This is a genomic window from Prauserella isguenensis (assembly GCF_014191605.1).
GTDB classification, from domain to species: domain Bacteria; phylum Actinomycetota; class Actinomycetes; order Mycobacteriales; family Pseudonocardiaceae; genus Prauserella; species Prauserella isguenensis.
Genome location: NZ_JACHWU010000001.1, coordinates 1,347,765 through 1,367,820 on the forward strand (window position 1 = coordinate 1,347,765; position 20,056 = coordinate 1,367,820).

21 protein-coding genes and 1 riboswitch are annotated in these 20,056 nt (G+C 70.5%); of the genes, 9 read left to right on the forward strand and 12 right to left on the reverse strand.

The window, feature by feature from the left end; translation table 11 throughout:
• Window positions 1-66 precede the first annotated feature (66 nt).
• A complete protein-coding gene (gene thpD / locus FHS23_RS06305) occupies window positions 67-999 on the forward strand; it encodes an ectoine hydroxylase (protein ID WP_183649175.1) in 933 nt (310 codons plus the stop codon).
• Window positions 1,000-1,657: 658 nt separating this feature from the next.
• On the opposite strand, the gene FHS23_RS06310 is transcribed toward thpD, so the two are convergent.
• From FHS23_RS06310 to FHS23_RS06330, 5 genes are all read right to left on the reverse strand, one after another.
• Window positions 1,658-2,533, reverse strand: coding sequence for a hypothetical protein (locus FHS23_RS06310; RefSeq protein ID WP_425501086.1), 876 nt, complete (start codon window positions 2,531-2,533; stop codon window positions 1,658-1,660).
• The gene (locus FHS23_RS06315) at window positions 2,530-3,021 is read right to left on the reverse strand and encodes a DUF6932 family protein (protein ID WP_183649182.1); all 492 of its coding nucleotides are present in this window, start codon (window positions 3,019-3,021) and stop codon (window positions 2,530-2,532) included. The genes FHS23_RS06310 and FHS23_RS06315 overlap by 4 nt, the downstream gene beginning before the upstream one ends.
• Before the next feature lie 72 nt (window positions 3,022-3,093).
• Window positions 3,094-3,663, reverse strand: a complete 570-nt coding sequence (locus tag FHS23_RS06320) for a hypothetical protein (protein WP_183651266.1) — start codon at window positions 3,661-3,663, stop codon at window positions 3,094-3,096.
• Between the two features lie 40 nt (window positions 3,664-3,703).
• Entirely contained in the window at window positions 3,704-4,369 is a 666-nt protein-coding gene (locus tag FHS23_RS06325; RefSeq protein WP_183649185.1) for an OmpA family protein, read from the reverse strand.
• A gap of 110 nt (window positions 4,370-4,479) precedes the next feature.
• Complete coding sequence (locus FHS23_RS06330; protein WP_221219225.1) at window positions 4,480-5,376, reverse strand: SGNH/GDSL hydrolase family protein; 897 nt, start codon at window positions 5,374-5,376, stop codon at window positions 4,480-4,482.
• A 404-nt stretch (window positions 5,377-5,780) separates the two neighbouring features.
• Between FHS23_RS06330 and FHS23_RS06335 the strand changes: the two genes are divergently transcribed.
• Window positions 5,781-6,587, forward strand: coding sequence for a DUF3159 domain-containing protein (locus tag FHS23_RS06335; RefSeq protein WP_425501105.1), 807 nt, complete (start codon window positions 5,781-5,783; stop codon window positions 6,585-6,587).
• A gap of 37 nt (window positions 6,588-6,624) precedes the next feature.
• On the opposite strand, the gene FHS23_RS06340 is transcribed toward FHS23_RS06335, so the two are convergent.
• On the reverse strand, window positions 6,625-7,560 hold the full coding sequence (locus tag FHS23_RS06340; protein WP_183651031.1) for an N-acetylglucosamine kinase: 936 nt from the start codon (window positions 7,558-7,560) through the stop codon (window positions 6,625-6,627).
• Complete coding sequence (locus tag FHS23_RS06345) at window positions 7,557-8,573, reverse strand: SIS domain-containing protein (protein ID WP_183651034.1); 1,017 nt, start codon at window positions 8,571-8,573, stop codon at window positions 7,557-7,559. The genes FHS23_RS06340 and FHS23_RS06345 overlap by 4 nt, the downstream gene beginning before the upstream one ends.
• Window positions 8,574-8,716: 143 nt before the next feature.
• Here FHS23_RS06345 and FHS23_RS06350 point away from each other — a divergent pair, with 143 nt between their 5' ends.
• Window positions 8,717-9,472 carry a GntR family transcriptional regulator gene (locus FHS23_RS06350; RefSeq protein WP_183649194.1) on the forward strand — a complete coding sequence of 252 codons (756 nt, stop codon included), beginning with the start codon at window positions 8,717-8,719 and terminating at the stop codon, window positions 9,470-9,472.
• A gap of 164 nt (window positions 9,473-9,636) precedes the next feature.
• Window positions 9,637-10,671, forward strand: a complete 1,035-nt coding sequence (locus FHS23_RS06355; RefSeq protein WP_183649197.1) for a hypothetical protein — start codon at window positions 9,637-9,639, stop codon at window positions 10,669-10,671.
• Between the two features lie 196 nt (window positions 10,672-10,867).
• Here the strand turns inward: FHS23_RS06355 and thiE are convergent, their stop codons facing one another.
• A complete protein-coding gene (gene thiE / locus FHS23_RS06360; RefSeq protein WP_183649200.1) occupies window positions 10,868-11,518 on the reverse strand; it encodes a thiamine phosphate synthase in 651 nt (216 codons plus the stop codon).
• A gap of 31 nt (window positions 11,519-11,549) precedes the next feature.
• Window positions 11,550-11,677, forward strand: a riboswitch (TPP riboswitch).
• Between thiE and thiO the strand changes: the two genes are divergently transcribed.
• The 4 genes from thiO to FHS23_RS06380 all read left to right on the forward strand — a co-directional run bounded on the left by thiO (window position 11,672) and on the right by FHS23_RS06380 (window position 14,415).
• Window positions 11,672-12,823 (forward strand): glycine oxidase ThiO, encoded by a 1,152-nt coding sequence (gene thiO / locus FHS23_RS06365; protein WP_183649203.1) that lies wholly within the window; start codon window positions 11,672-11,674, stop codon window positions 12,821-12,823. (Overlaps the previous riboswitch by 6 nt.)
• Window positions 12,823-13,023, forward strand: coding sequence for a sulfur carrier protein ThiS (gene thiS / locus FHS23_RS06370; protein WP_183649206.1), 201 nt, complete (start codon window positions 12,823-12,825; stop codon window positions 13,021-13,023). Before thiO ends, thiS begins: the two co-directional genes overlap by 1 nt.
• Before the next feature lie 16 nt (window positions 13,024-13,039).
• A complete protein-coding gene (thiG, locus tag FHS23_RS06375) occupies window positions 13,040-13,819 on the forward strand; it encodes a thiazole synthase (protein WP_183649209.1) in 780 nt (259 codons plus the stop codon).
• 161 nt (window positions 13,820-13,980) lie between these two features.
• Entirely contained in the window at window positions 13,981-14,415 is a 435-nt protein-coding gene (locus FHS23_RS06380) for a MarR family transcriptional regulator (RefSeq protein WP_183649212.1), read from the forward strand.
• 174 nt (window positions 14,416-14,589) lie between these two features.
• Here the strand turns inward: FHS23_RS06380 and FHS23_RS06385 are convergent, their stop codons facing one another.
• The 3 genes from FHS23_RS06385 to FHS23_RS06395 are packed head-to-tail and all read right to left on the reverse strand — an operon-like array spanning window position 14,590 to window position 18,102.
• The gene (locus FHS23_RS06385; protein WP_183649215.1) at window positions 14,590-16,248 is read right to left on the reverse strand and encodes an amidohydrolase; all 1,659 of its coding nucleotides are present in this window, start codon (window positions 16,246-16,248) and stop codon (window positions 14,590-14,592) included.
• Window positions 16,245-17,573: an MFS transporter gene (locus FHS23_RS06390; RefSeq protein WP_183649219.1), complete on the reverse strand. Its 1,329-nt coding sequence runs from the start codon at window positions 17,571-17,573 to the stop codon at window positions 16,245-16,247. Before FHS23_RS06390 ends, FHS23_RS06385 begins: the two co-directional genes overlap by 4 nt.
• A complete protein-coding gene (locus FHS23_RS06395; protein ID WP_183649222.1) occupies window positions 17,551-18,102 on the reverse strand; it encodes a DUF5943 domain-containing protein in 552 nt (183 codons plus the stop codon). The genes FHS23_RS06390 and FHS23_RS06395 overlap by 23 nt, the downstream gene beginning before the upstream one ends.
• A gap of 89 nt (window positions 18,103-18,191) precedes the next feature.
• Between FHS23_RS06395 and FHS23_RS06400 the strand changes: the two genes are divergently transcribed.
• A complete protein-coding gene (locus FHS23_RS06400) occupies window positions 18,192-18,944 on the forward strand; it encodes a GntR family transcriptional regulator (RefSeq protein ID WP_183649225.1) in 753 nt (250 codons plus the stop codon).
• A 79-nt stretch (window positions 18,945-19,023) separates the two neighbouring features.
• Here FHS23_RS06400 and thiD read toward each other — a convergent pair whose 3' ends face one another.
• Complete coding sequence (gene thiD, locus FHS23_RS06405) at window positions 19,024-19,863, reverse strand: bifunctional hydroxymethylpyrimidine kinase/phosphomethylpyrimidine kinase (protein WP_183649228.1); 840 nt, start codon at window positions 19,861-19,863, stop codon at window positions 19,024-19,026.
• Window positions 19,864-20,056 lie beyond the last annotated feature (193 nt).

The window sequence follows — 20,056 nt, forward strand, 5'->3', positions numbered from 1 at the left end:
CAGGAAGAAAACCGAACCACGGATTCGTAGGAGGCGACCTTGACTCTTGCGGACAGAATTTCCGGTATGTCCGACGAAGCCGATGCGTCGTTGCGCGGTGAGCCCGCGAACGGCGGACCGGACGCCTACCCGACGCGCCTGAGCGCCGGCGAACCGCAACTGCTCGACCGGCCCGACCCCACTGTGTGGGGGAGTGAGGCCGACGGCCCGTTCGACGGCGACGGGCTCGCCGTCCACGCCGGCAACGGCTACACGATCCTCGAAGGGCTGATCACACCCGCCGAGGTGCAGGCCTATTGGCAGGAACTGGTGCGGCTCTCCTCGGACCGCAGTCTCAAGTCCGACGAACGTGCCGTCACCGAGAAGTCGTCGGGCGAAGTGCGGTCGATCTTCGAAGTCCACCGCATCAGTGAGCTGATCAACGGGCTGGCGCGCGATCCGCGCATCCTGGACCGCGCGCAGCAGCTCCTCGGCTCCGAGGTCTACCTGCACCAGACCCGCGTCAACTACATGCCCGGCTTCCGCGGGAACGGCTTCTACTGGCACTCGGACTTCGAAACCTGGCACGCCGAGGACGGAATGCCGAGGCCGCGGGCGGTCAGCTGCTCGATCGCGCTGACCGACAACTATCCGTACAACGGCGGCCTCATGGTGATGCCGGGCTCGCACCGGACGTACGTGCAGTGCCTCGGTGAGACGCCCGAGGACCATTACAAGGCGTCGCTGAAGGAACAGGAGATCGGCGTCCCGCGCGAGGACGACATCACGAAGCTCGCCGCCTCCTGCGGCATCGACCAGTTCACCGGACCGGCCGGTTCGGCGTTGTTCTTCGACGCGAACATCATGCACGGGTCGGGCAACAACATCACGCCGTATCCGCGGTCGAACATCTTCCTCGTGTTCAGCAGTGTGGAGAACGCCCCGGTCGAACCGTTCGCCGCGAGCAGTCCGCGGCCGGGATTCATCGGTGCCCGTGACGTCACGCCACTTCGTAGGTGACGCCGACGCGCTGCGCTGCCGGTGATGGTGACGCGGCGTCCGAGCGCTTCCCGTGAGTGTGGGGCGTCCGTGGCTCGGTGCTCCGTCCGGCGTCCGTGCCGCCGGACGGAGCACCCTTCGGATGCGGTCGAACCACGACAGGACTGAACCGGTTGCCGCACCGAAGTCGCGGACAGGGTTTACGCCAGGGGTGGGTGTAGCCGACCTTGCGCAGCCTGTTACCGTGTCGCCACCTCATCGCACAGCGGTGAGCAGTCGCCCCCAGCGGCTTGGTGACTCCTTTTGCTCGGGGTGGGCGCCGTGTGACCGCGGCGGAGGCGGCGAAGAACGAGGAGTACGGCCCCGCGCCATCAGATCGGGACTGATGGCACGGGGCCGTATTCTGTTCCGACCGTGGCGCCGATTCCCGTCCGAGCGTGACTCCGTTCGAGTGGATTCGCGGTTCGAGTGGATTCGCGACCGGGTCCGAATTCCCTGGTTTCTCCGGTTCGAGGCACATCGGCGGCGTTCCGATTCACGTGAATTCGCCCGGATTCTCCGTGCGCCCGACATTCGTACAAGCCGGGAACTCCGCCGCCTCGCGCGTGCTGCGGCCCCGAATCGTCCGATTCCGGTCAGTGCGGCGCACTTCGTGCATACCCGGCGCGGCCGGAGTGGGTCAGTCGAACAGGCTCGTCTCGCCGTGGATGTCGAGCAGCTCGTACACGGGACGTCCCCGGCGGCCGTCGATCGTAGTGGTGCGGACCACCCGCAGGCGCGCCGTGACGGGCCTGTCGAGGTTCACCTTGATCTGGTCGAGCAGGTCCGGCACGACCGCGCCCTGGATCGTGCTACCGGTGTCGCGCTCGAGGTAGAAGATTCGCCTGCGGGTGCGTACGCCGTCGAGCCTGCCGGTCACCGTCTCGTAGCCGACGTCCTCGCGCGACTCCCGCAGGCTGTTGTGCAGCACGCGCGCCTGCTCGGTGGTCATGCTGCGCGTGACCTCCTCGCCCGAGGTCGGCATCAGCGTGAGGCCCAGGCTGGAGGTCTTGGTGACGGCGCTGACGACGTCGCTCACGGCATTGCGGATCGTGTCGCGCTGCAGCAGTACCGCGTCGAGGGCACCGTCGTCGGAGCCGTTGATCGGCAGGAAGTCGCACAGCTCCTTCACGGCACGCTCCGACAGCGTCTCGATGCCGTCGTTGATCAGCGCGTCCGGATCGGACGTTTCCGGGAACCCGAAGAACAGGGCGTTGCCCGCTTGGCCGCGCTGCAGCAGTGGCGCTTTCTCCCGGTCGGCGGGCTGGACGTAGGTGATCTCGCCCTGCGGGTTGCGCACGATGTGGCCGACCTTCGCGGTCGCGTCCTGCAGCGCGCGGCTGATGTCGGAGAACGCGTAGGCGTCCATCCGCGGCGAATCGAGCATCGACACCCGCAGCAGCGCCGACCGGATCGGCCGTTCGAACTTGGCGTGCGCGGCGCGGGCGGATGCGCGCGCCAGGTCGTCCAGCCACGTGCCGCCGGGAATCGCATCGGCGACCTCTTCGAAGCTCACCACGTCACCTCCGCGAATCCCTTGAACGTGCCGTGGACCGGACCGCGCGCCCACGTCGGTTCCCACGCCTCCTCGTCACCCGGCCGGCACAGGAAGCCGTCGAGAAGGCCGCTCATCGGACGGACCCGGTCGAGGTACATCGCGGGCTGCTCCGCGATCACGCCGTTGAGTGTGAGCATGCCGTACAGGGCCTCGCGGGCGGGGGCCGTCAGCCGTTTGAGGCTGCCCCACTCGTCCGGAATGAGCAGCACGTCGATGTCCCGGGGCACGTTCTCGGTGCGCACGGCTATTTCCCCGGAGATCCATGCCCTGCCCGTAGGGATGAGCCCACCGACGACGCCGAGGTAGCCGGACAGTGCGCTGAACAGCACCTCGCGCTCGTTGCGGTGCGGGGCGTCCCACACGAACCTCTCGTAGAGGTCGGACAGGTCGGCGGGGTGTCGCCCCGGAGGCAGAACGTTGTCCGGAGTCCAGTAGGGGAGCGGCATCCACGTTCCTTACATCGCCGACGAAGCGCCGAAGCGGCTCAGCGAACTTATCAGCCGCTACGGAGCGAGAGGTCAGCCGCCTGAACGGGGGATGTCGTGCTCGGTGGCCCACTCGTCGGCTTCGTCCGGCCACTCGTTGCGGGTGTGCCACGCGCGCCGCGGCGGCAACGTTCCCGATGTCCGGCCGGCGCCCGTGGCCTCGTCGAGCGTGCCGATGATGTGGTTGCCTGGGCCGTCTGTGGGGGCGGACCGTGCCTGTTCCACGTCGGGTGTGCGCGGACCGCGCCGCCGCCCGCGGTTGTGACCGGGCGTGGTCGGGTCGTGTACCTGCCGCCCGGAGCCGTGCGGCGCCGCGTCGGACCGCCCCGTACCGGCGTCGGAGCCGGACGTCACCGCGCCGAACGTCGCCGTCCCGGCCGGGCCGGTCCTCGTCGTTCCGGGCGCGGCGAGGGCATCGCCGGTGTGTGTGTCGCCCGCGTGCGTGTCGCCCGTGGCCGTGCCGTCGGCGGAGGTGCCGTCGTCGGTACCGGCCTGCGCGGCACGCCTGCGCTGCGCAGGCCAGGTCAGCAGGGCCCCTGCCAGCGCGCCGAGCGCGAAAGCGACGAGCAGCCAGAGCCAGATCTGTCCGAACAACCACAACATGGGCGTTATCCCTCCTCGTTCCGGTCCCTGTCGCGTGCCGTCAGCGCACGTGGATCTCCACTCGCCGGTTCACCCGGTCGGACTTCGCGTCGTACCCGTCGGCCACCGGCCGGGTGTCGCCGTGGCCTACCGTCGTCAGGCGGTCGCGGGAGATGCCGGCGTCGGCCAGTTGCGTGGCCACGGCGTCGGCACGCTCGCGGGACAGGGCGCGTGCCTCGTCGCCGTCGAGGTTGGGCACCTTCGCGACGTGTCCCGCGACCTCGAACCGCAGCGTGGTGGGTGCCGAGCGCAGGATGTCGGCCACGTGCGTGACGGCACGCCTGCCGGCCCCGGTCAGCTCATCGCCGTAGGGGGCGAACCGGATCGGCGACCGTCGGAGCGCACCGTCGATGGCCTGCTGCGTCCGCACCGCGGCCGGATCGGCCTTCGTCTCCTGCACGTCGACCGCCCGGACGCCCTCGACATCGCCGACGACGCCGCGAACTCGATCGCCGTGCCCTTTCGGGACGTCCGCCACCGTGACGTCGCGTCCGTCGATCGTCACGTCGGGCGCGGCCACCCCGGCGTCGCGTAGCGCGGTCTGCGCCTCGCCCTGCAGGTCGTGTTCGATCCGGTCGGCCGTCGCCCACGTCGCGCCGAACGCCAGAAGCCCCGACACTGCGAACGCGAGCGGAATCAGCCAGAACCGCCCATTCTTCCCGGCCATGCACCGACGATAGGCGCGGACCACTCGCCCCGCGAACGCAGCGACAGGTGTGACGCCTGTGGGTGGCGTGCCGTGTGTGGACGCTCCGGAACCCGCAACGCGGGGCGCGGTCAGTTGTCTGAGGGTTCGACCCGCGTGAAGCTCGCCGTGCTCGCCGACGTGGCCGTGTTGGCCGAGACCGTGGAGACCGCTGTGGAGACCGCTGCGTTCGCCGACACCGTCGACGTCGCCGTGACCGTGGTGCCCGCCGGGGTCGTGGAGACCTGCTGGCACAGCTGGGCCGAGCCGGCCGCCTCGCGCAGCGGGGTCAGGCGGGGGCGCTTCGGCGTGATGCCGTCCCCGAGCGATTCGCCGCGCAGCTGGCGCCGGATCCACGGCAGCAGATGCGTGCGGGTCCACTCCAGGTCGCTGCGCCGGAGGGTGAGCCAGTTCGGGTGGCCGTCGGCCTCGGGCCACGGCTCCCGCGAGTCGTCGGACGTGGGCACGCCCAGCACCTCCGCGGTACGGAGCGCGATCCGCCGGTGGGCCTCGGCCGTGAAGTGCAGCCGGTCGTCACTCCACGCGCGGATGTCGTGCAGCGTGTCCATGGACCACAGGTCGACGATCTTCGCGTCGTGGCGGTCGGCGATCGCGCGCAGGTGCGCGTTGTAGATGGCGACCCTGCCGCGCAGCATGTTGATCACCGACATGCTCTTCGTGTCGGGTCCGGTGAAGATCAGCACCTCGATGCCCTCGGCGCGCAGGGCCGCGACGCCCGCCTCGAACTCGGCGGCCTTCGCGTCGACGTCGACGCCCGGCACGATGATGTCGTTGCCGCCCGCGCACACCGTGACCAGGTCGGGCTTGGTCTCCAGCGCCACCGGCAGCTGCTCGGTCATGATCTCGGTCAGCATCTTGCCGCGGATGGCGAGGTTGGCGTACGCGAAGTCAGGGGAGCCGTCGGCGAGGATCTCGGCGAGCCGGTCGGCCCAGCCGCGGTACGTGCCGTCGGGACGCTCGTCGTTCATCCCCTCGGTGAAGCTGTCCCCGATCGCGACGAAGCTGCGGTATCCGGTCACGACGTCTCCCTCCGCCCTGTGCACGCGTGTCTCCCAGTTGATCAACGGCCGGCGGGAGGCGCGTTCTTCCCCCGAAGGGCCTGCGTCGCGGGCGCCGGTCGGACCAAGGCTGACAGTCTCCTCCTTCGAGGGCGACCTACGCAGCCGTAATGTGGGGACCGCAGTGTTCGGTGTGGTGAAGGTAACGTGCTCCGAGCCGGCGATGCCGGCGCACGGAATCAGGCAAGGTGGGGACCGTGAGTGACACGCCGCCGCACGAGACCCCCGGGGCCGCCCCGGATCGTCGCGAAGCCGCACAGCGCCGGGGTTCGGAGAATCCCGCCGCGCCGCGCCGCGAGTCCCTGGCGAGCCTCCTGGGTGGTCGCAAGGGCGCGATCGACGCGAGCCTGCCGCCCGTCGCGTTCGTCGTCGGCTGGCTCGTGTCGGGCTCGTCGATCGGCTGGGGAGCGGCCGCCGCGATCGCGCTGAGCGTGGCCATCGGCGGTTTCCGCCTCGCCCGCGGCGACAAGGTCCGTGCGGTGCTGATCAGCCTCGCCGCGGTGGTGCTGGCGGCGCTCATCGCCCTGCGTACCGGCCGTGCGCAGGACTTCTTCCTCATTCAGCTGTTGTCCAATGTGGCCAGTGCGCTCGCGTGGGCCGTGAGCATCGTGATCCGGTGGCCGCTGCTCGGCGTGGTCGTCGGCACGGTGCTGGGGCAGAAGACGCGCTGGCGGGCCGACCGTGACCTGTTGCGGGCGTACTCGCGCGCCAGCTGGGTGTGGGTGTTCGGCCAGTACACGTTGCGGGTCGCCGTGTTCGGCGTGCTGTGGTGGGCGGGCGAAGTGGTCGCGCTGGGCGTCGCGCGCACGGTGCTGTCGTGGCCGCTCGTGGCGCTGACAGTCGCCCTCAGCGGTTGGGTGTTGCACCGGTCCTTGCCCGCGGAGCATCCCGGCCTGCGCCATCCGGTGCCGCCGGAGGGGCGGGGCTCGGAGCAGAGCGATACCGCAGCCGGCGAGGACGTGGAGCCGGCGGACGGCGACACGACCGGCGGCGCTGCGACCGATGGCAAGACGTCTGACGGCGATACGACCGAGGGCGGGGCCTCCGGCTCGGCGTCCCCGGATTCGGCGCGCGCCGGTGGCGCGAACGCGGGGTCCGCGCCACCGGCGCGCGACAAGTAGGTGGCCCCCGGCGAGGGGGGAGGTCCGGGGGCCGCCGTCACCCTACTCTGTTCGGGTGAGGAACCTGTCGACCGAACCCCCTTAGTGCGGCCAGCCACGCGGCGCCCAACACGCCGTCCTTACTTTCCCGCACGTCACAGCCACGCATCCGATCGTGGACGCGGATGCGGACCGGACCGCCCTCCCCCAGGACGCTGCCGACGAGCACGATCGGAGTGTTCTCGGCGGCATCGCGGGCGGCGAACGCGATCTCGCTGAGCCGGTCCGCCGCGTCGTCGGCGATGCGCGCGGCGACGGGATCGGACTCGACCGCGGCGCTCACGAGTGGTGCGAACCGGGCCAGCCGGACGGGCGCCTCCCCGTTGACGGCCGTGATGAGCAGGTGGAACGCCTGTGGCTCCGCCGGGTCGACACCGGCCTCGGCCAGTACCGTCGACGCCAGCTCGCCGAGCGCTTCACGCCTGGTCAGCGCGTCGAGCGTGGCACGGACCGCCTCCCTGCCGATCCAGAACCCCGAGCCCTCGTCGCCGAGCAGCCAGCCGTAGCCGCCGGATATCGACACCATGCGCCGGTCGCGGATCCGTCCCGCGATCGAGCCCGTGCCCGCGACGAGCACCGTGCCGTCCGGCGCGTCGGTGGCCGAGGCGAACGCCGTCTCCGCGTCCGAGACCACCTGCGGAGTGACGTCGAAACCCGCGTCCCGCCACGTGCGCTCGAACAGGGTCGCGACGTCCGGATCGGTCAGCTTGCTCGAACCGGCCATCCCCACGACGCACGCGCCCAGGTCGCCGCGGTCGAGGTCGACGGTGGCCGCGGCGACGGCCTCGGCGACGGCGGAGGCGGCCTTCTCCGGCGGGTGCGAGTTCGGATTCGCCCCGCCCGCGCGGCCGGTGCCGAGCACGTGCATGTCGGCGTCCACCGCGCACGCCCTGGTGCTCGTGCCGCCCGCGTCCACTCCGACGACGTACATCAGCGGGTCTTCGTCACTTTGTGCAGGCCACGCGGGTTGTCGGGGTTCCCGCCCCTCGCCAGCGACAGGTGCAGCGCCAGTCGCTGCACCGGCAGTATCTCCAGGATCGGCGCCACCTCCTCGGCCGTTTCCGGGACGTCGATGCGCAGCGCCGCCGGCATCGACGACGCCGCCGATCCGACCGCGAGCACGTCGGCACCGCGCTCACCGACCGCGCGCAGCACGTCGCCCATCGCCTCGCCGCCACGGCCCGCGCTCGTCATGCCCAGCACCGCCGTCTCCTCGTCGACGGCCGCGACCGGCCCGTGCAACAGGTCCGCACCGCTGTAGGCGTGGGTCTGCAGGTAGCTCGTCTCGGCGAGCTTGAGCGACGACTCCAGCGCCGAGGCGTACGAGTAGCCCCGCGCGGCCGCGATGACCCGGTCGGCGAACCGGAACCGGTCGACCGCGTGCGAGACCTGGTCGGCCGAGTCGCGCAGCGTCGTCTCGGCGCGCTCGCCGATGTCGGCCACCGCGCCGCCGTCCCCGCCGCGGATGGCGTCGACCAGCAGATACAGCGTCAGCAGCGTCGCCGTGTAGGTCTTCGTCGCGGCGACGGCGTTCTCCTGGCCCGCGCGGATGTCGACGGCGAGATCGGCCGCCGAGAACAGCTGCGACGACCGTGTGTTGCTGACCGCGACCGTGCGTGCGCCGGCGTCCCTCGCCGCCTGGGTCACTTCGAGCAGGTCGGGTGACCCGCCGCTCTGGCTCACCGAGATGACGAGGACGTCGCGCAGGTCGGGGCGTGCGCCGTAGAGCGTCGTCGTCGAGGGGGAGACCAGTCCGACGGGAAGGCCGAGGAGCACTTCGATCAGGTACTTGGCGTAGATGGCGGCGTGATCGCTGGAACCCCGGGCGGCCAGCAGGGCGAACCGCGGCCGGTGCCGGGCGATGTCGGCGGCCACGGCCGCGATGTCGGCGCGGTGCTCGGCGATCGTGGCCAGCATGCCGGGCTGCTGGTCGATCTCGGCGGTCATCAGCGCGCCGGGTTGCGCATCGGTCACGATGCTCCTCTCGAATCCCCGTTAAGGTCTAGACCAATACTAGACAGGTTGAACATGGGCCGCGAAGGGTAGTTTGGCGGTAAGGCGTTTCGGGGCGCTGGAGTGGAGGAGTCGCCATGTTGGAGGTTTCCGGAGCGAGGGGCGGTACCGCAACCGTCGCACGACCTGGGCGTGAGCCGAAGTACTGGGCTCTCAAGCAGCATCTGCTGGATCAGCTGGACTCGCTACCCCCGGGGGCACCGATCCCCACGGAGCGGGCACTCGCCGGGGAGTTCCACGTCTCCCGCACGACGGTCCGGCAGGCGCTGGCGGACCTGACCGCGGAGGGCAGGCTGCACCGGGTGCAGGGCAAGGGCACGTTCGCCGCCGAGCCGAAGGTGGCGCAGCGGTTGCAGCTCTCGTCCTACACCGAGGACATGCTGGCGCAGGGTCTGGAGCCCTCGTCGCAGTTGCTCGAGGTGGACGAGGTGTTCGCGGAGGGTGATCTGCCGAAACTGCTCGGTATCCGGACCGGTGCGAAGGTCCTGTTGCTGCGCAGGCTGCGGCTCGCCGACGACGAGCCGATGGCACTGGAGACGACCCATCTGCCGCTGGCGCGGTTCCGCGGGCTCAAGCGGCAGATGATCGAGGGCGGGTCGCTGTACGAGGCGCTCGCCGAGCGGTACGGCGTCGAGATGGACCGGGCAGAGGAGACGATCGAGACCTCGCTCGCCGGTCCGGAGGAGGCCGAACTGCTGGGTGCCGACGTCGGTGTTCCGGTGCTGCTGCTGAATCGGCAGACATTCGGTTCCGACGGCAAGCCGGTGGAGTTCGTGCGGTCGATCTACCGCGGTGACCGCTACAAGTTCGTCACCACCCTCACGAGGCCGTAGTCCGCGTCGTCGTCGCCCGCTCGCCACACTGAGGCGTCCTTTGTGGACGGTGGCGTGGTGTCCGCGCTCACTCGAAGAGTTCTCGCTTCTCGCGAAACGGCGGAACCGCCGGATGCGATGTATTCGGCAAGGGGCGAGGGAGCGAGCGCGGACCAGAGGGGCGCATGAACGACGACAAGATCCACAGGGGCGGCCGGCGGTACGTCGAGCAGGACGCTGCGACCGACTACATCGCGGCGAACGGCGCTGCGCCGGACCGCCCGGACTCGGATGTCGACAGGACGGACGGTGTCGGTACCGGTGGTGCCGACGAGGCGAAGGAGAAGACCGGGCTGCGGCCCGCTCCGGTGATCGCGGGCGGCATCGCGGCGACCACCGCGGCGTTCCTGTGCTCGTTCTTCGGCGTGTACGGGACGGTGATCGGTGCCGGCGCGATCAGCGTGCTGAGCACCGTCGGCAGTGAGCTGTACCTGCGCTCGATGCGACGGTCCCGCGAGGCCGCGCGCCGGGCGAAAGCCAAGGCCGCGGCGCTCGCCGAGGCGAAGAGCGGCGGCCGGGCGAAGGGCAGGACGGTCGTCATGCGGCAGTCCGCTGCGACGGACACGGCCCGGTACGGCCAGGCGGCCGAGCCGACGACGCGCAGGATCCTGTCGAACGCCGACCAGCCGACCGACTATCTCGGCGTGCCGTCGCACACCGATGCGACGGGCGCGGCGTCGGATACCACCACCGGGGGCGGTCTGCTCCGGCGGCGGTGGCCCGTGCTGGCGGCGACGAGCGCCGTCGTGTTCGGCATCGGCATGCTGGTGCTCACCGGCTTCGAACTGGCGACCGGCGAGTCGTTGAACGGCCAGGGCCGCAGCACCGTCAGTGCGATCGTCGGTGACCGCGACCACTCCGGGTCCGACTCCGGCGACGTCGACGTCGACGTCGACGATCAGCGCGACGGCGACGCGCCCGCGACGCAGCAGGACGGCGATCCGGCCGATCCTGCCAACCCCACAGGCGAGGCGACGCCCACGCAAGAGGAGCCGCAGCCTTCGGAGGAGCCGGGGTCGGAGCGACCGGACCAGCAGCAGCCCGCCGACGAGCAGGAGCAGGTCGAGGAGCCCGAGCCGACCGAGGTCGAGGAGCCGACGGAGGCCACGCCGGAGCAGCCCACCGCACCCGAGCCGAACGAGGCGACCCCGGCTCCCTGAGCCGGGTGCCGGGATGTCCGGTGCGACGGGCGGGCGCAGAACACGAGCCCCGGAGAACGCAACACGAGCCCCGGGGAACGCAACACGGTCCCCGGAGAACGCAACACGGTCGCCGGAGAACGCAACACGAGCCCTGGAGAACGCAACACGCGGGCCTGAGTGTGGGGCACGCACGGTCGGAGCCGGCGTGCGGGAGTTACAGGAGTGACGCCCGGAGGGTTGCGGCCGCGGTCTGCGGGTCGTCGGCGTCGGTGATGGCACGTACCACGACGGCGCGATCGGCGCCCGCGGCGCGTACCTGCGGCATGCGATCGGCGTCGATGCCGCCGATCGCGAACCACGGCCGCGGCGCGCCGATGGTGTCCGCGACGTCGCGCACGAGGTCGAGGCCGGGGGCGGTGCGGCCCGGCTTCGTCGGCGTCGGCCAACACGGGCCCACGCAGAAGTAGTCGACACCCGGTTCGGACGCCGCGGCGGTGGCCTGGTCGAGCGAGTGGGTGGACCGGCCGATCACCACGTCCTCACCGACGACGCGGCGGGCGTGCGGCACCGGCAGGTCGCCCTGGCCGAGGTGCAGCACGTCGGCCCCCGAGGCCAGAGCGATGTCGGCGCGGTCGTTGACGGCGAGCAGCGCGCCGCGGCGGGCGCACACCTCGGCGAGCTTCTCCAGGGCGGCGAGCTCGTCGGCCGCCTCCATCGCGGGCTTCTCGCGCAGCTGGACGATGTCGACCCCGCCCGCGAGTGCCGCGTCGGCGAACTCCGCGAGGTCGGGGCGCATCGGCGTGCACAGGTACAACCGCGCGTCGGCGAGGCGCGCGCGTATTCGATCACCGCTCAGGCCGGGCATGGCATCACAGTAGCGCGCCGCGGTAGGTTGGTGGTGTCCGCACGGGAGCCCTGCCGGGCTGAGAGGGAGTACCGGGCCGAGTCGTATCGGTGCCGGTCGACTCCGACCGTGGAACCTGATCCGGATCATGCCGGCGCAGGGAGCGTGAGTCGTATGTCCGAGCCTGCCGCTCCGGCTTTCCCGGCCGGTGCGACCGAGGTGGCCGTCGTGGGAGGCGGCGTCATCGGCCTGGCCGTCGCGTGGCGGGCCGCCACCGCGGGACACCGCGTCACCCTGTTCGATCCGGCGCCGGACCGTGCCGCGTCGCGGGTCGCGGGCGGCATGCTGGCGCCCGTCACCGAGGCCTGGCCCGGCGAGGAGGACGTACTGGTGCTCGGCGAGGAGTCGCTGCGGCGCTGGCCCGCGTTCGCCGAGGAGCTGTCGTCCTGCGGACACGATCCCGGGTTGTCGACGTCGGGGACCGTCGTCGCGGCGTTCGACCGCGCCGACGCCGAGACCCTGCACACGCTCGCCGGTTACCTGCACGAGCTGGGCCGCGAGGCGACGTACGTGCCCGCGCGGCGGTTGCGGAGGAGTGAACCGGGGTTCGCGGGCTCGATCACGGGCGGGCTCGTCGTGCCCGGCGACCTCGCCGTCGACACGCGCAGACTGCTGGCCGCTCTCCGCGCAGCCGCCGGCTCCCGTGGTGTGGTGGAGGTCGCCGAGGAGGTCGGGGCCGTCGAACCGGGTGTGGTGCGCACCTCGCGGGGCGAGCACCGTGCCGACGCGATCGTCGTGGCCGCGGGCGCGTGGAGTCGGTCGCTGCTGCCGGACGTCGGCGCGCACGTCCGGCCGCTGAAGGGCGAGGTGCTGCGGCTGCGTTCGCGGCGCACCACGTTGCCACCGCCGACCAGCACGGTGCGCGCGATGGTCGAGGGCGAGCCCGTGTACCTCGTGCCGCGCGCCGATGGCGAATCCGGCGACGGCGACCTCGTGGTCGGCGCGACGCAGTACGAGGCGGGCTTCGACACCGCCGTCACGGCCCGCGGCGTGCGGCGGTTGCTCGACGCCGCCGAGCGCGTGTTCCCCGGGATCGCCGAGTACGAGGTCGTCGAGACCGCCGCGGGCCTGCGTGCGGGCAGCGCCGACAACCTGCCGTTGCTGGGCGAGGTCGCCGACGGGGTGTACGCCGCGACCGGTCACCACCGCGGCGGCCTGCTGCTGGCCCCCGTGACCGCCGACGCGGTCGCCGCGTGGCTGGCGGGTGCCGCACCGCCGCCCGGCGTCGCGGCTGCCCATCCCGACCGTGTGAAGGAGCGGGTCTGATGCACATCCATGTCAACGGAGAGGCGCGCGAACTGCCCGACGACACCACCGTCGCGGGCGTGCTCGCCGCGCTGGAGGTACCGGAACGAGGAGTGGCCGTGGCCGTCGACGGGGTCGTGGTGCGCCGCGCCGAGTGGCCGGCCGCCGTCGTCGGCGACGGGGCACACGTGGAGATCCTCACCGCCGTCCAGGGCGGCTGAGGGGACGGAGGCTGACATGACAGGCGATTTCGCAGGCGAACCGGCCGGGGTGCTGGCGATCGGCGATCACAAGTTCACGTCGAGGCTGGTCATCGGCACCGGCGGGGCGGCGAACCTCGACATCCTCGAACGCGCGCTCACCGCGTCGGGCACGGAGTTGACGACCGTCGCGATGCGGCGCGCCGACCTCGGTTCCGGCTCCGGGGTGCTGGACCTGTTGCGCCGCCTCGGCATCGCGCTGCTGCCCAACACCGCGGGTTGTCGTACCGCGGCGGAGGCGGTGCTGACGGCGCAGTTGGCCCGCGAAGCGCTCGGTACGGACCTGGTCAAGCTCGAGGTCCACGCCGACGACCGCACCCTGTTGCCGGACCCGATCGAAACCGTCGACGCTGCGCAGCAGCTCGCCGACGAGGGGTTCACCGTCCTCGCCTACACCAACGACGACCCGGTGACCGCGCTGCGGCTCGAGGAGGCGGGCTGCGCCGCGGTGATGCCGCTCGGCTCACCCATCGGCACGGGTCTCGGCATCCGCAACCCGCACAACATCGAGTTGATCGTCGCGCGCGCGAGCGTGCCCGTGATCCTCGACGCAGGCATCGGCACGGCCTCGGACGCCACGCTCGCGATGGAACTCGGCTGCGACGCGGTGCTGCTGTCCACCGCCGTCACGCGAGCGCAGGACCCGGAACGGATGGCGGCGGCGATGCGCGCAGGCGTCACCGCGGGCAGGCTCGCCCGCGAGGCGGGGCGGATTCCACAGCGGTTCTGGGCCCAGGCGTCGAGCCCGCCACGCTGAGCCCGCCACACCGAGACGCCGGACCACGCCGAGCCCGCCACACCGAGACGCCGGACCGAGGCACCGGACCACCGGCCGGGACACTTTCCGCGCCTGTTCTCCCCGATCGGGTGGAGGGAACGTATGGTGAACGCTCACTCCGTGCGATCGAAGGAGCGTAGGTGACCACGCCGAACGACGTCCCGCATCGGCTGTTTCTGGCCGTCGGGCGGCTGTCGCGAGCACTGCGGCAGGCCGGCGCGCCCGGGCCGGGCCACGGTGCGATCTCCGCCATGGCAACGCTCGACATCCAGGGCCCGCTCCGCCTCGGCGACCTCGCGTTGAAGGAGGGCGTCGCGGCGGCGACCATGTCGCGCATCGTGGCCACGCTCGTCGAGTCCGGTTTCGTGGCCCGCGAGCCCGACCCGGTCGACCGCCGTGCCTGGCTCGCCGAACTCACCGACGAAGGCAGGCGCACCCTCCACGACCTCCGCTCCGAACGGATCCGGGAGCTGTGCAGCCGCATCGAGCGCCTCTCCGACGACCGCCGGGCCGCCCTCGAGGCCGCGCTCCCCGCGTTGGAGGCGCTCCTCGACGAGGAGTCCGACCCGGCGTAACCCGTGACCCGACGCGCGTTGCGGGTCACGGGCACGCGCGGTGCGCCCGCCCGTCGGCCATGACCGCCCCCTGGGTGGTGCGGGTGCGAACGGGCAGGCGATCACGGCGTGGGCGAACCGTCGTGCTGCGAATTCCGGCTCATGCTGCGGAGTCCGGCCCGTCGCTCCGCGGCATCAGGCCTTGTGCAGGATCCCGGAACGGGCGGTACCCCAAATCGGGATGTCGCGCAGTTCCGCGGGATTCACCTCGTAGGGATCGTCCTCGAGGATGGCGAAGTCGGCGAACTTGCCGGGTTCGAGGCTGCCCGCGGTGCGTTCCATACCCAGAACGTGCGCGGCGTCAACGGTGATCGCGCGGAGTGCGCGGTCGACTCCGATGCGTTCGCCGGGTGCGAGCACCGTCTCACCGTCCGCGCCGAGGCGGTTGACCGCGACCCACGCCGCGGTCAGCGGATGCATCGGAACCGGGACCAGTGAGAAGTCCGAGTGCAATGCGAAGGTCACGCCCTCGCGTTCGAGCGAGCGGAGCCGCCCGACCGCTTCGGAACGGTCCGGCCCGTAACCCTCATGACTGTGCACGTGGCTGCGGTAGTGCACGAAGTAGCAGTTGACGCTGGCCTGCGCACCGAGCGCCTTCACCCTGCGGGCTTGATCGGGCGTGCTGATGCAGTAGTGCTCGAGGGTGAAGCGGTGGTCGAATCGCGGTTTGCTGTCCTGCAGTGCCGCCAATGAGTCGAGAGCGGCGTCGATGCTCTCGTCGCCGTTGGCGTGGCAGTGAATGGGGATTCCTGCTCGCCAGAAGGGTTCCATGCGCTCGTGGAGCTGATCCCACGGGACGTCGTTGCGCACGCCGTTGCTGAGGTCGAGGTAGCCGGGGAACCGCACGCGCAGCGACATGGCCGGGAACGAACCGTCGGCGAGGAACTTGACACCGTGGAAGAACAGCGTCTCGCTGTTGCGGGAGTGCAGCTCCGCCAGCTGCTGCGCTGCCTTGTCGCCGTGCTGGTCGTGCAGCGTCATCTCGTACGACACCAGGCCCATCCGCACCGGTGTGGCCGGATCGTTGAAAGCCGCGTCGTGGATGCGCCACTCGTGTTCCGGGTCCGTCATGCCGAACAGGAGCTCCGCGGTGGTGGTGACCCCCGCTCGCACGGCGAGCTGGGCCATGTCGCGCAGGCCTTGCTCGCCGGTGTCCTCGACCAGATCGGCGGCTGATCGGCCGATCGCGGCCTTGTGTGCGGCGAACTCGACGAACTGGCCGTTCAGGCGTCCGTCGGGGTAGCGGCCGACCCCGTGCACCGCGCTGTCCGCGGAGAGCTCCGTGGTCGCCAGCGCGGCGCTGTTGGCGTAGAGGTAGTGCGGCGCGTAGGAGATGATGAACACCGGCCGTTCCCCCACGACGCCGTCCAGCTCGTCGCGGTGCAGATGTCCACCCTGAACGGCCGGGTCGAAGCCCCATGCGACCAGTGTCTTGCCCGAGGGCAAGCGAGAGTCGAGGTCGCGCAGCTCGGCCATGACGCTGTCGCGCGTCGGGTGTCCTGGATTGGTCCCGCACGGTCCGGGCGAGTCGATCGGCCCCACATACGGCACCCCGAGGTAGCCCGACGACAGCGCGAAATGGGTGTGCGGGTCGATGAAGCCCGGCAGGATCACCTTGTCGCGCAGGCTCTCGTCCACTTCGTATTCGTGGCGGTCGAGCCATGGCTTCATCGATTCGATGCTGCCGGTGGACAGCACCCGTCCGTCCATGACAGCCACAGCCGAGGCACTTGGTCGGCCCGGATCCATGGTCACGACTCGTTTGGCCGGAAAGACCGTGATCTTGGCACTCATGCGATGCTCCGTCCTCTCTCGTGGGATGCGGGCTCGGTGGCGGACAACGGGCGGCGCGAGGTCTCGGGCAGCGCCCACGCGGCGACCAGCGCGAACAGTGAGGCGACCGCGAGGTAGTAGGCGGGAGCCAACGGGTCACCGGTGACCTCGATCAAGAAGGTCGCGAGGAACGGCGCTGTTCCGCCGAACAGCGCGTAGGCGAGGTTGTACGTGAGCGCCGAGGCCGTGTACCGCACGCGCGTCGGGAACAACTCGACGAGCAGGACGGCGGTGACGACGTTGCACGACACGGCGCCCAGAGCCAATACCAGCTGCCCGAGGACCGCAGGCGCCAACCCACTGTTGCCTGCCAGCAGGAACGCCGGCATCACACCGACGACCAACAGACCCGAGGCGGCGAACATGGTCGCGCGCCTGCCGAACCGGTCGGAGAACAGACCGACGAGCGGGCACAACGCGGCCGCGAACATCAGCGCGAGCACGTTGGAAAGCAAGGTCATGGAGGCGCTGTGTCCGGCCGTGACCTTGAGATACGTCGTCATGTACGTGGTGAACATGTAGAACGACAGCGCGGTGGTGCAGATGAACAGGCCGAGCTTCGCCATGGTGAGCCCGTGCGACCGCACAGCCTCCCGCAGCGGCGCGGACGCGACGGTGTCGTTGTCGGTGACCTGCTGGAAGTCCGGCGTTTCGTCGAGCTTCTGCCGGATGTAGAAGCCACAGATGCCCAACGGGGCGGCGATGAGGAACGGGACGCGCCAGCCCCATTCGGTCATGGTGTCCGCGCCGAGCCAGTTGCTGAACGCGAAGGACACGACGGCGGCGGTGCCGAATGCCGTGAAGGTACTCACGGGCAGGAAGCTGGAATACCACGCCCGTCTGCCGCGGTGGCAGTGTTCGAGCACGAAGGCGCAGGCTCCGGCGTACTCGCCGCCGGTCGAGAATCCCTGGACGCAGCGGACGAGCACGAGCAAGATCGGTGCGATGATGCCGATCGCGCTGTAGGTGGGCAAGAGTCCCAGAACGACGGTTGACCCGGCCATGAGAAGGACCGTGATGGCCAGCGTGCGTTTGCGGCCGATGCGGTCACCCAACGCGCCGAAGTACGCGCCGCCGATGGGCCGCAGCGCGAAGGCCACGGCGAAGGCGGCGAAGGTCTGGAGCAGACCGGCGGTGGAGTCACCGCTCGGAAAGAAGTTGGCGGCGATCTCGGTAGCCAGGAAGCCGTAGAGCGCGAAGTCGAACCACTCGACGAAGTTTCCGATCGACGCTGCGCGGATGACCTTGCCGACTGTTCTCGTGTCAGGGACGTCGTTGCTTGTCATGGCACCTTCCAGGTCCGTCGGTGGTGAACCGGCACTCGTCAGCGTTGACGCCGCACCGGTCCTCGTGGACGGGTGCGATGCCGGGTTCACCCGAGGCGTACTGCAGCGCGCCCTCGAACCACGCCTCGAACAGGTAACAGGCCCGGTCGACCGAACGGCTCGAGCCGTCGACGGGCAACAGGGCGGAATGCCGCACCCGCACGCTCAGGGCTCCTCGCGAGGGATCGAGGGTGTCGATCTCGAAACGGCCCCATCCACGACGGCTCAAGCGATCGAGGTAGTGCCGCACGATCGCGGCACCGGAAAGGCCCAGCCGCGCCGACTCGTGAGCGCACCAGTGGAATGCCGATCGCCGACCGGCGTCGCGGAACAGCAGGGCGGATTCGTCCCGGCCGAGCCGTTGCTCGACTGCGTCCATGTTGTTCACGAGCAGGTGCTGAGGAACCAGCACCATGGGCAGTCCGTCGACGCTCCACTTCCCGGTGTAGCGGTCGACCTCGACTGGAACCGGCAGTTCCTCATTTTGCATGCAGAGATAATACAAAGTGACGGCAGTGGGTCAAGGGCACGAAATCGATGTGCCAGGATGGTTACGTGGGACGGCGGCAGCGAACACAAATGGAACGGGCGTACACCGAGATCAAGGCTCGGTACATGACTCTGCGCCTCGCGCCCGGCGAGTGGGTCGACGACGTGCAGCTCAGTCAGGAGCTGGGACTCAGCCGTACCCCGGCTCGCGAAGCGCTGTTCCTACTCGCCTCCGAGGGCCTGATCCAGGCCCACCCCGGCGGTGGATTCATCGTGCGGCCGATGGACATCTCCGGCATCAGCAACTTCTTCGAAGCCAACATCGTCACGGCGAAGGCGATCGCTCAGCTGGTCGCCAACCGGGTGACCTCCGCCGAGATCGCCGAGTTGCGTGAAGCGGACGCCCTCGTCAACGACGCGATCCGGCGAAGGTCCGCGCCGGACATCGCCGAATCCAACGCCGCCCTGCACAACCTCGAAGCGCGCATCGCGCGCAACGAGTACCTCGCCGTGCTCGCCGCGCGCATCCACGACGAGGGGCAACGGCTGGGATACCTGGCGTTCGGAGGTACGGAGGACTGGAATTCTCATCACCTCGACGACCACTTCGCGCGGGTGAGTCATGATCACTCCACGCTCATCGACGCCTACGAGAACCGAGATCCCGGAACCGCCGAGAAGATCGCCGTCGGCCACGTTCGGCTCTTCCGCGAACGTATCCTCGCCTACATCGCCTCCAGCGGCACCGACGAGCTGGACCTTTCCGGCGACCTGATGACCTCGGCCCGGCTCGATGTCGCCGACGAACGAGAGGCGGTCAACGACGCCGGGAACACCGTGTGAGGCGGTGCGTAGCGGAGGCGAACCTCAGCGAACCTTGAGGTGCGGTTGCCCGGCCCGCGTCTGCTGCCGGGTCGCACCGTCAGGCGTCGCCGTCGGACTCCTCGGGTGCGAGTCGCCAGAACGCCGACACCGGGCCGATCTTCGCGCCCATCGGGTAGGAGTGCTCCACGGCTTTGGTGACGAACGCCTTGGCGAACCGGGCCGCGTCGACCATCGACATGCCGCGCGCGAGTCCCGCCGTCAACGCCGACGCCATCGCATCGCCCGCGCCGTGGGTGTGCGGGGTGTCGTGTCGCGGGCCCGGCAGTTCGACGAACTCGGAGCCGTCGTAGAGCAGGTCGACGCATTCGCGGTCGTGCACCAGGTGGCCACTCTTGACCAGCACGTATCGCGGTCCGAGGTCGTGCAGCGCGAGCGCGGCGTCCCGCATCTGGGCCCGCCCGGTGACGTCCATGCCGGTCAGCAGGCGTACCTCGTCGAGGTTCGGCGTGAGCACCGTCGCGCGCGGCAGCAGGCGCTCACGTAGCGCGGTGAGTCCGCCGTCGTCGAACAGCGGGTGGCCGGTCATCGACGCCGCCACGGGGTCGACGACGAACGGTACGCGGGCGTCGCGGCCGATGCCCGCGTCGTCGCAGGCGTCGGCGACCTCGTGGATGATCTCGGCCGACGCCAGCATGCCCGTCTTCGCGGCGTCGACGCCCATGTCCGCGGCCACGGCGGCGATCTGACCCGACACGACGCGTGCCGGGATATCGGCCCGGTCGTGGACGCCGAGCGTGTTCTGCACCGTCACGGCCGTTACGGCGACGAGCCCGTGCACTCCGCAGGTCAGGAACGTGCGCAGGTCGGACTGCAGTCCCGCGGCCCCGCCGGAGTCGGAACCGGCGATCGTCAGCGCGGCAGGAGGTCGGGTGGTCATCCCTCCAGTGTCGCTGCTGCGCCGACGATCGGGCCAGTGGGCGTAGGGATGAACACAGCGTGAACGGCCGGTTCTTGCAGGTGATCGCGGTCGGTGCCGGCTCGTGGTCTGCGAGCACCACGACGATCGCGGAGACGCTGCAGACCCTGCCTGCGTTGCGCGCCGCCGTGGCGGGTTGATCGGCGCGCCGTCG

What these genes read in the sequence shown, in the direction of transcription:
- thiE (WP_183649200.1), bottom strand. Translation starts at nt 11,518, where the DNA reads ATGCCCGGCCTGAGCGGTGATCGAATACGCGCGCGCCTCGCCGACGCG.
- FHS23_RS06345 (WP_183651034.1), bottom strand. Translation starts at nt 8,573, where the DNA reads ATGACCGCCGAGATCGACCAGCAGCCCGGCATGCTGGCCACGATCGCC.
- thiO (WP_183649203.1), top strand. Translation starts at nt 11,672, where the DNA reads ATGTCCGAGCCTGCCGCTCCGGCTTTCCCGGCCGGTGCGACCGAGGTG.
- thiS (WP_183649206.1), top strand. Translation starts at nt 12,823, where the DNA reads ATGCACATCCATGTCAACGGAGAGGCGCGCGAACTGCCCGACGACACC.
- FHS23_RS06315 (WP_183649182.1), bottom strand. Translation starts at nt 3,021, where the DNA reads ATGCCGCTCCCCTACTGGACTCCGGACAACGTTCTGCCTCCGGGGCGA.
- FHS23_RS06320 (WP_183651266.1), bottom strand. Translation starts at nt 3,663, where the DNA reads ATGTTGTGGTTGTTCGGACAGATCTGGCTCTGGCTGCTCGTCGCTTTC.
- thiG (WP_183649209.1), top strand. Translation starts at nt 13,040, where the DNA reads ATGACAGGCGATTTCGCAGGCGAACCGGCCGGGGTGCTGGCGATCGGC.
- FHS23_RS06390 (WP_183649219.1), bottom strand. Translation starts at nt 17,573, where the DNA reads ATGACAAGCAACGACGTCCCTGACACGAGAACAGTCGGCAAGGTCATC.
- FHS23_RS06330 (WP_221219225.1), bottom strand. Translation starts at nt 5,376, where the DNA reads ATGAACGACGAGCGTCCCGACGGCACGTACCGCGGCTGGGCCGACCGG.
- FHS23_RS06400 (WP_183649225.1), top strand. Translation starts at nt 18,192, where the DNA reads ATGGAACGGGCGTACACCGAGATCAAGGCTCGGTACATGACTCTGCGC.
- thpD (WP_183649175.1), top strand. Translation starts at nt 67, where the DNA reads ATGTCCGACGAAGCCGATGCGTCGTTGCGCGGTGAGCCCGCGAACGGC.
- FHS23_RS06385 (WP_183649215.1), bottom strand. Translation starts at nt 16,248, where the DNA reads ATGAGTGCCAAGATCACGGTCTTTCCGGCCAAACGAGTCGTGACCATG.
- FHS23_RS06325 (WP_183649185.1), bottom strand. Translation starts at nt 4,369, where the DNA reads ATGGCCGGGAAGAATGGGCGGTTCTGGCTGATTCCGCTCGCGTTCGCA.
- FHS23_RS06395 (WP_183649222.1), bottom strand. Translation starts at nt 18,102, where the DNA reads ATGCAAAATGAGGAACTGCCGGTTCCAGTCGAGGTCGACCGCTACACC.
- thiD (WP_183649228.1), bottom strand. Translation starts at nt 19,863, where the DNA reads ATGACCACCCGACCTCCTGCCGCGCTGACGATCGCCGGTTCCGACTCC.
- FHS23_RS06355 (WP_183649197.1), top strand. Translation starts at nt 9,637, where the DNA reads ATGAACGACGACAAGATCCACAGGGGCGGCCGGCGGTACGTCGAGCAG.
- FHS23_RS06350 (WP_183649194.1), top strand. Translation starts at nt 8,717, where the DNA reads ATGTTGGAGGTTTCCGGAGCGAGGGGCGGTACCGCAACCGTCGCACGA.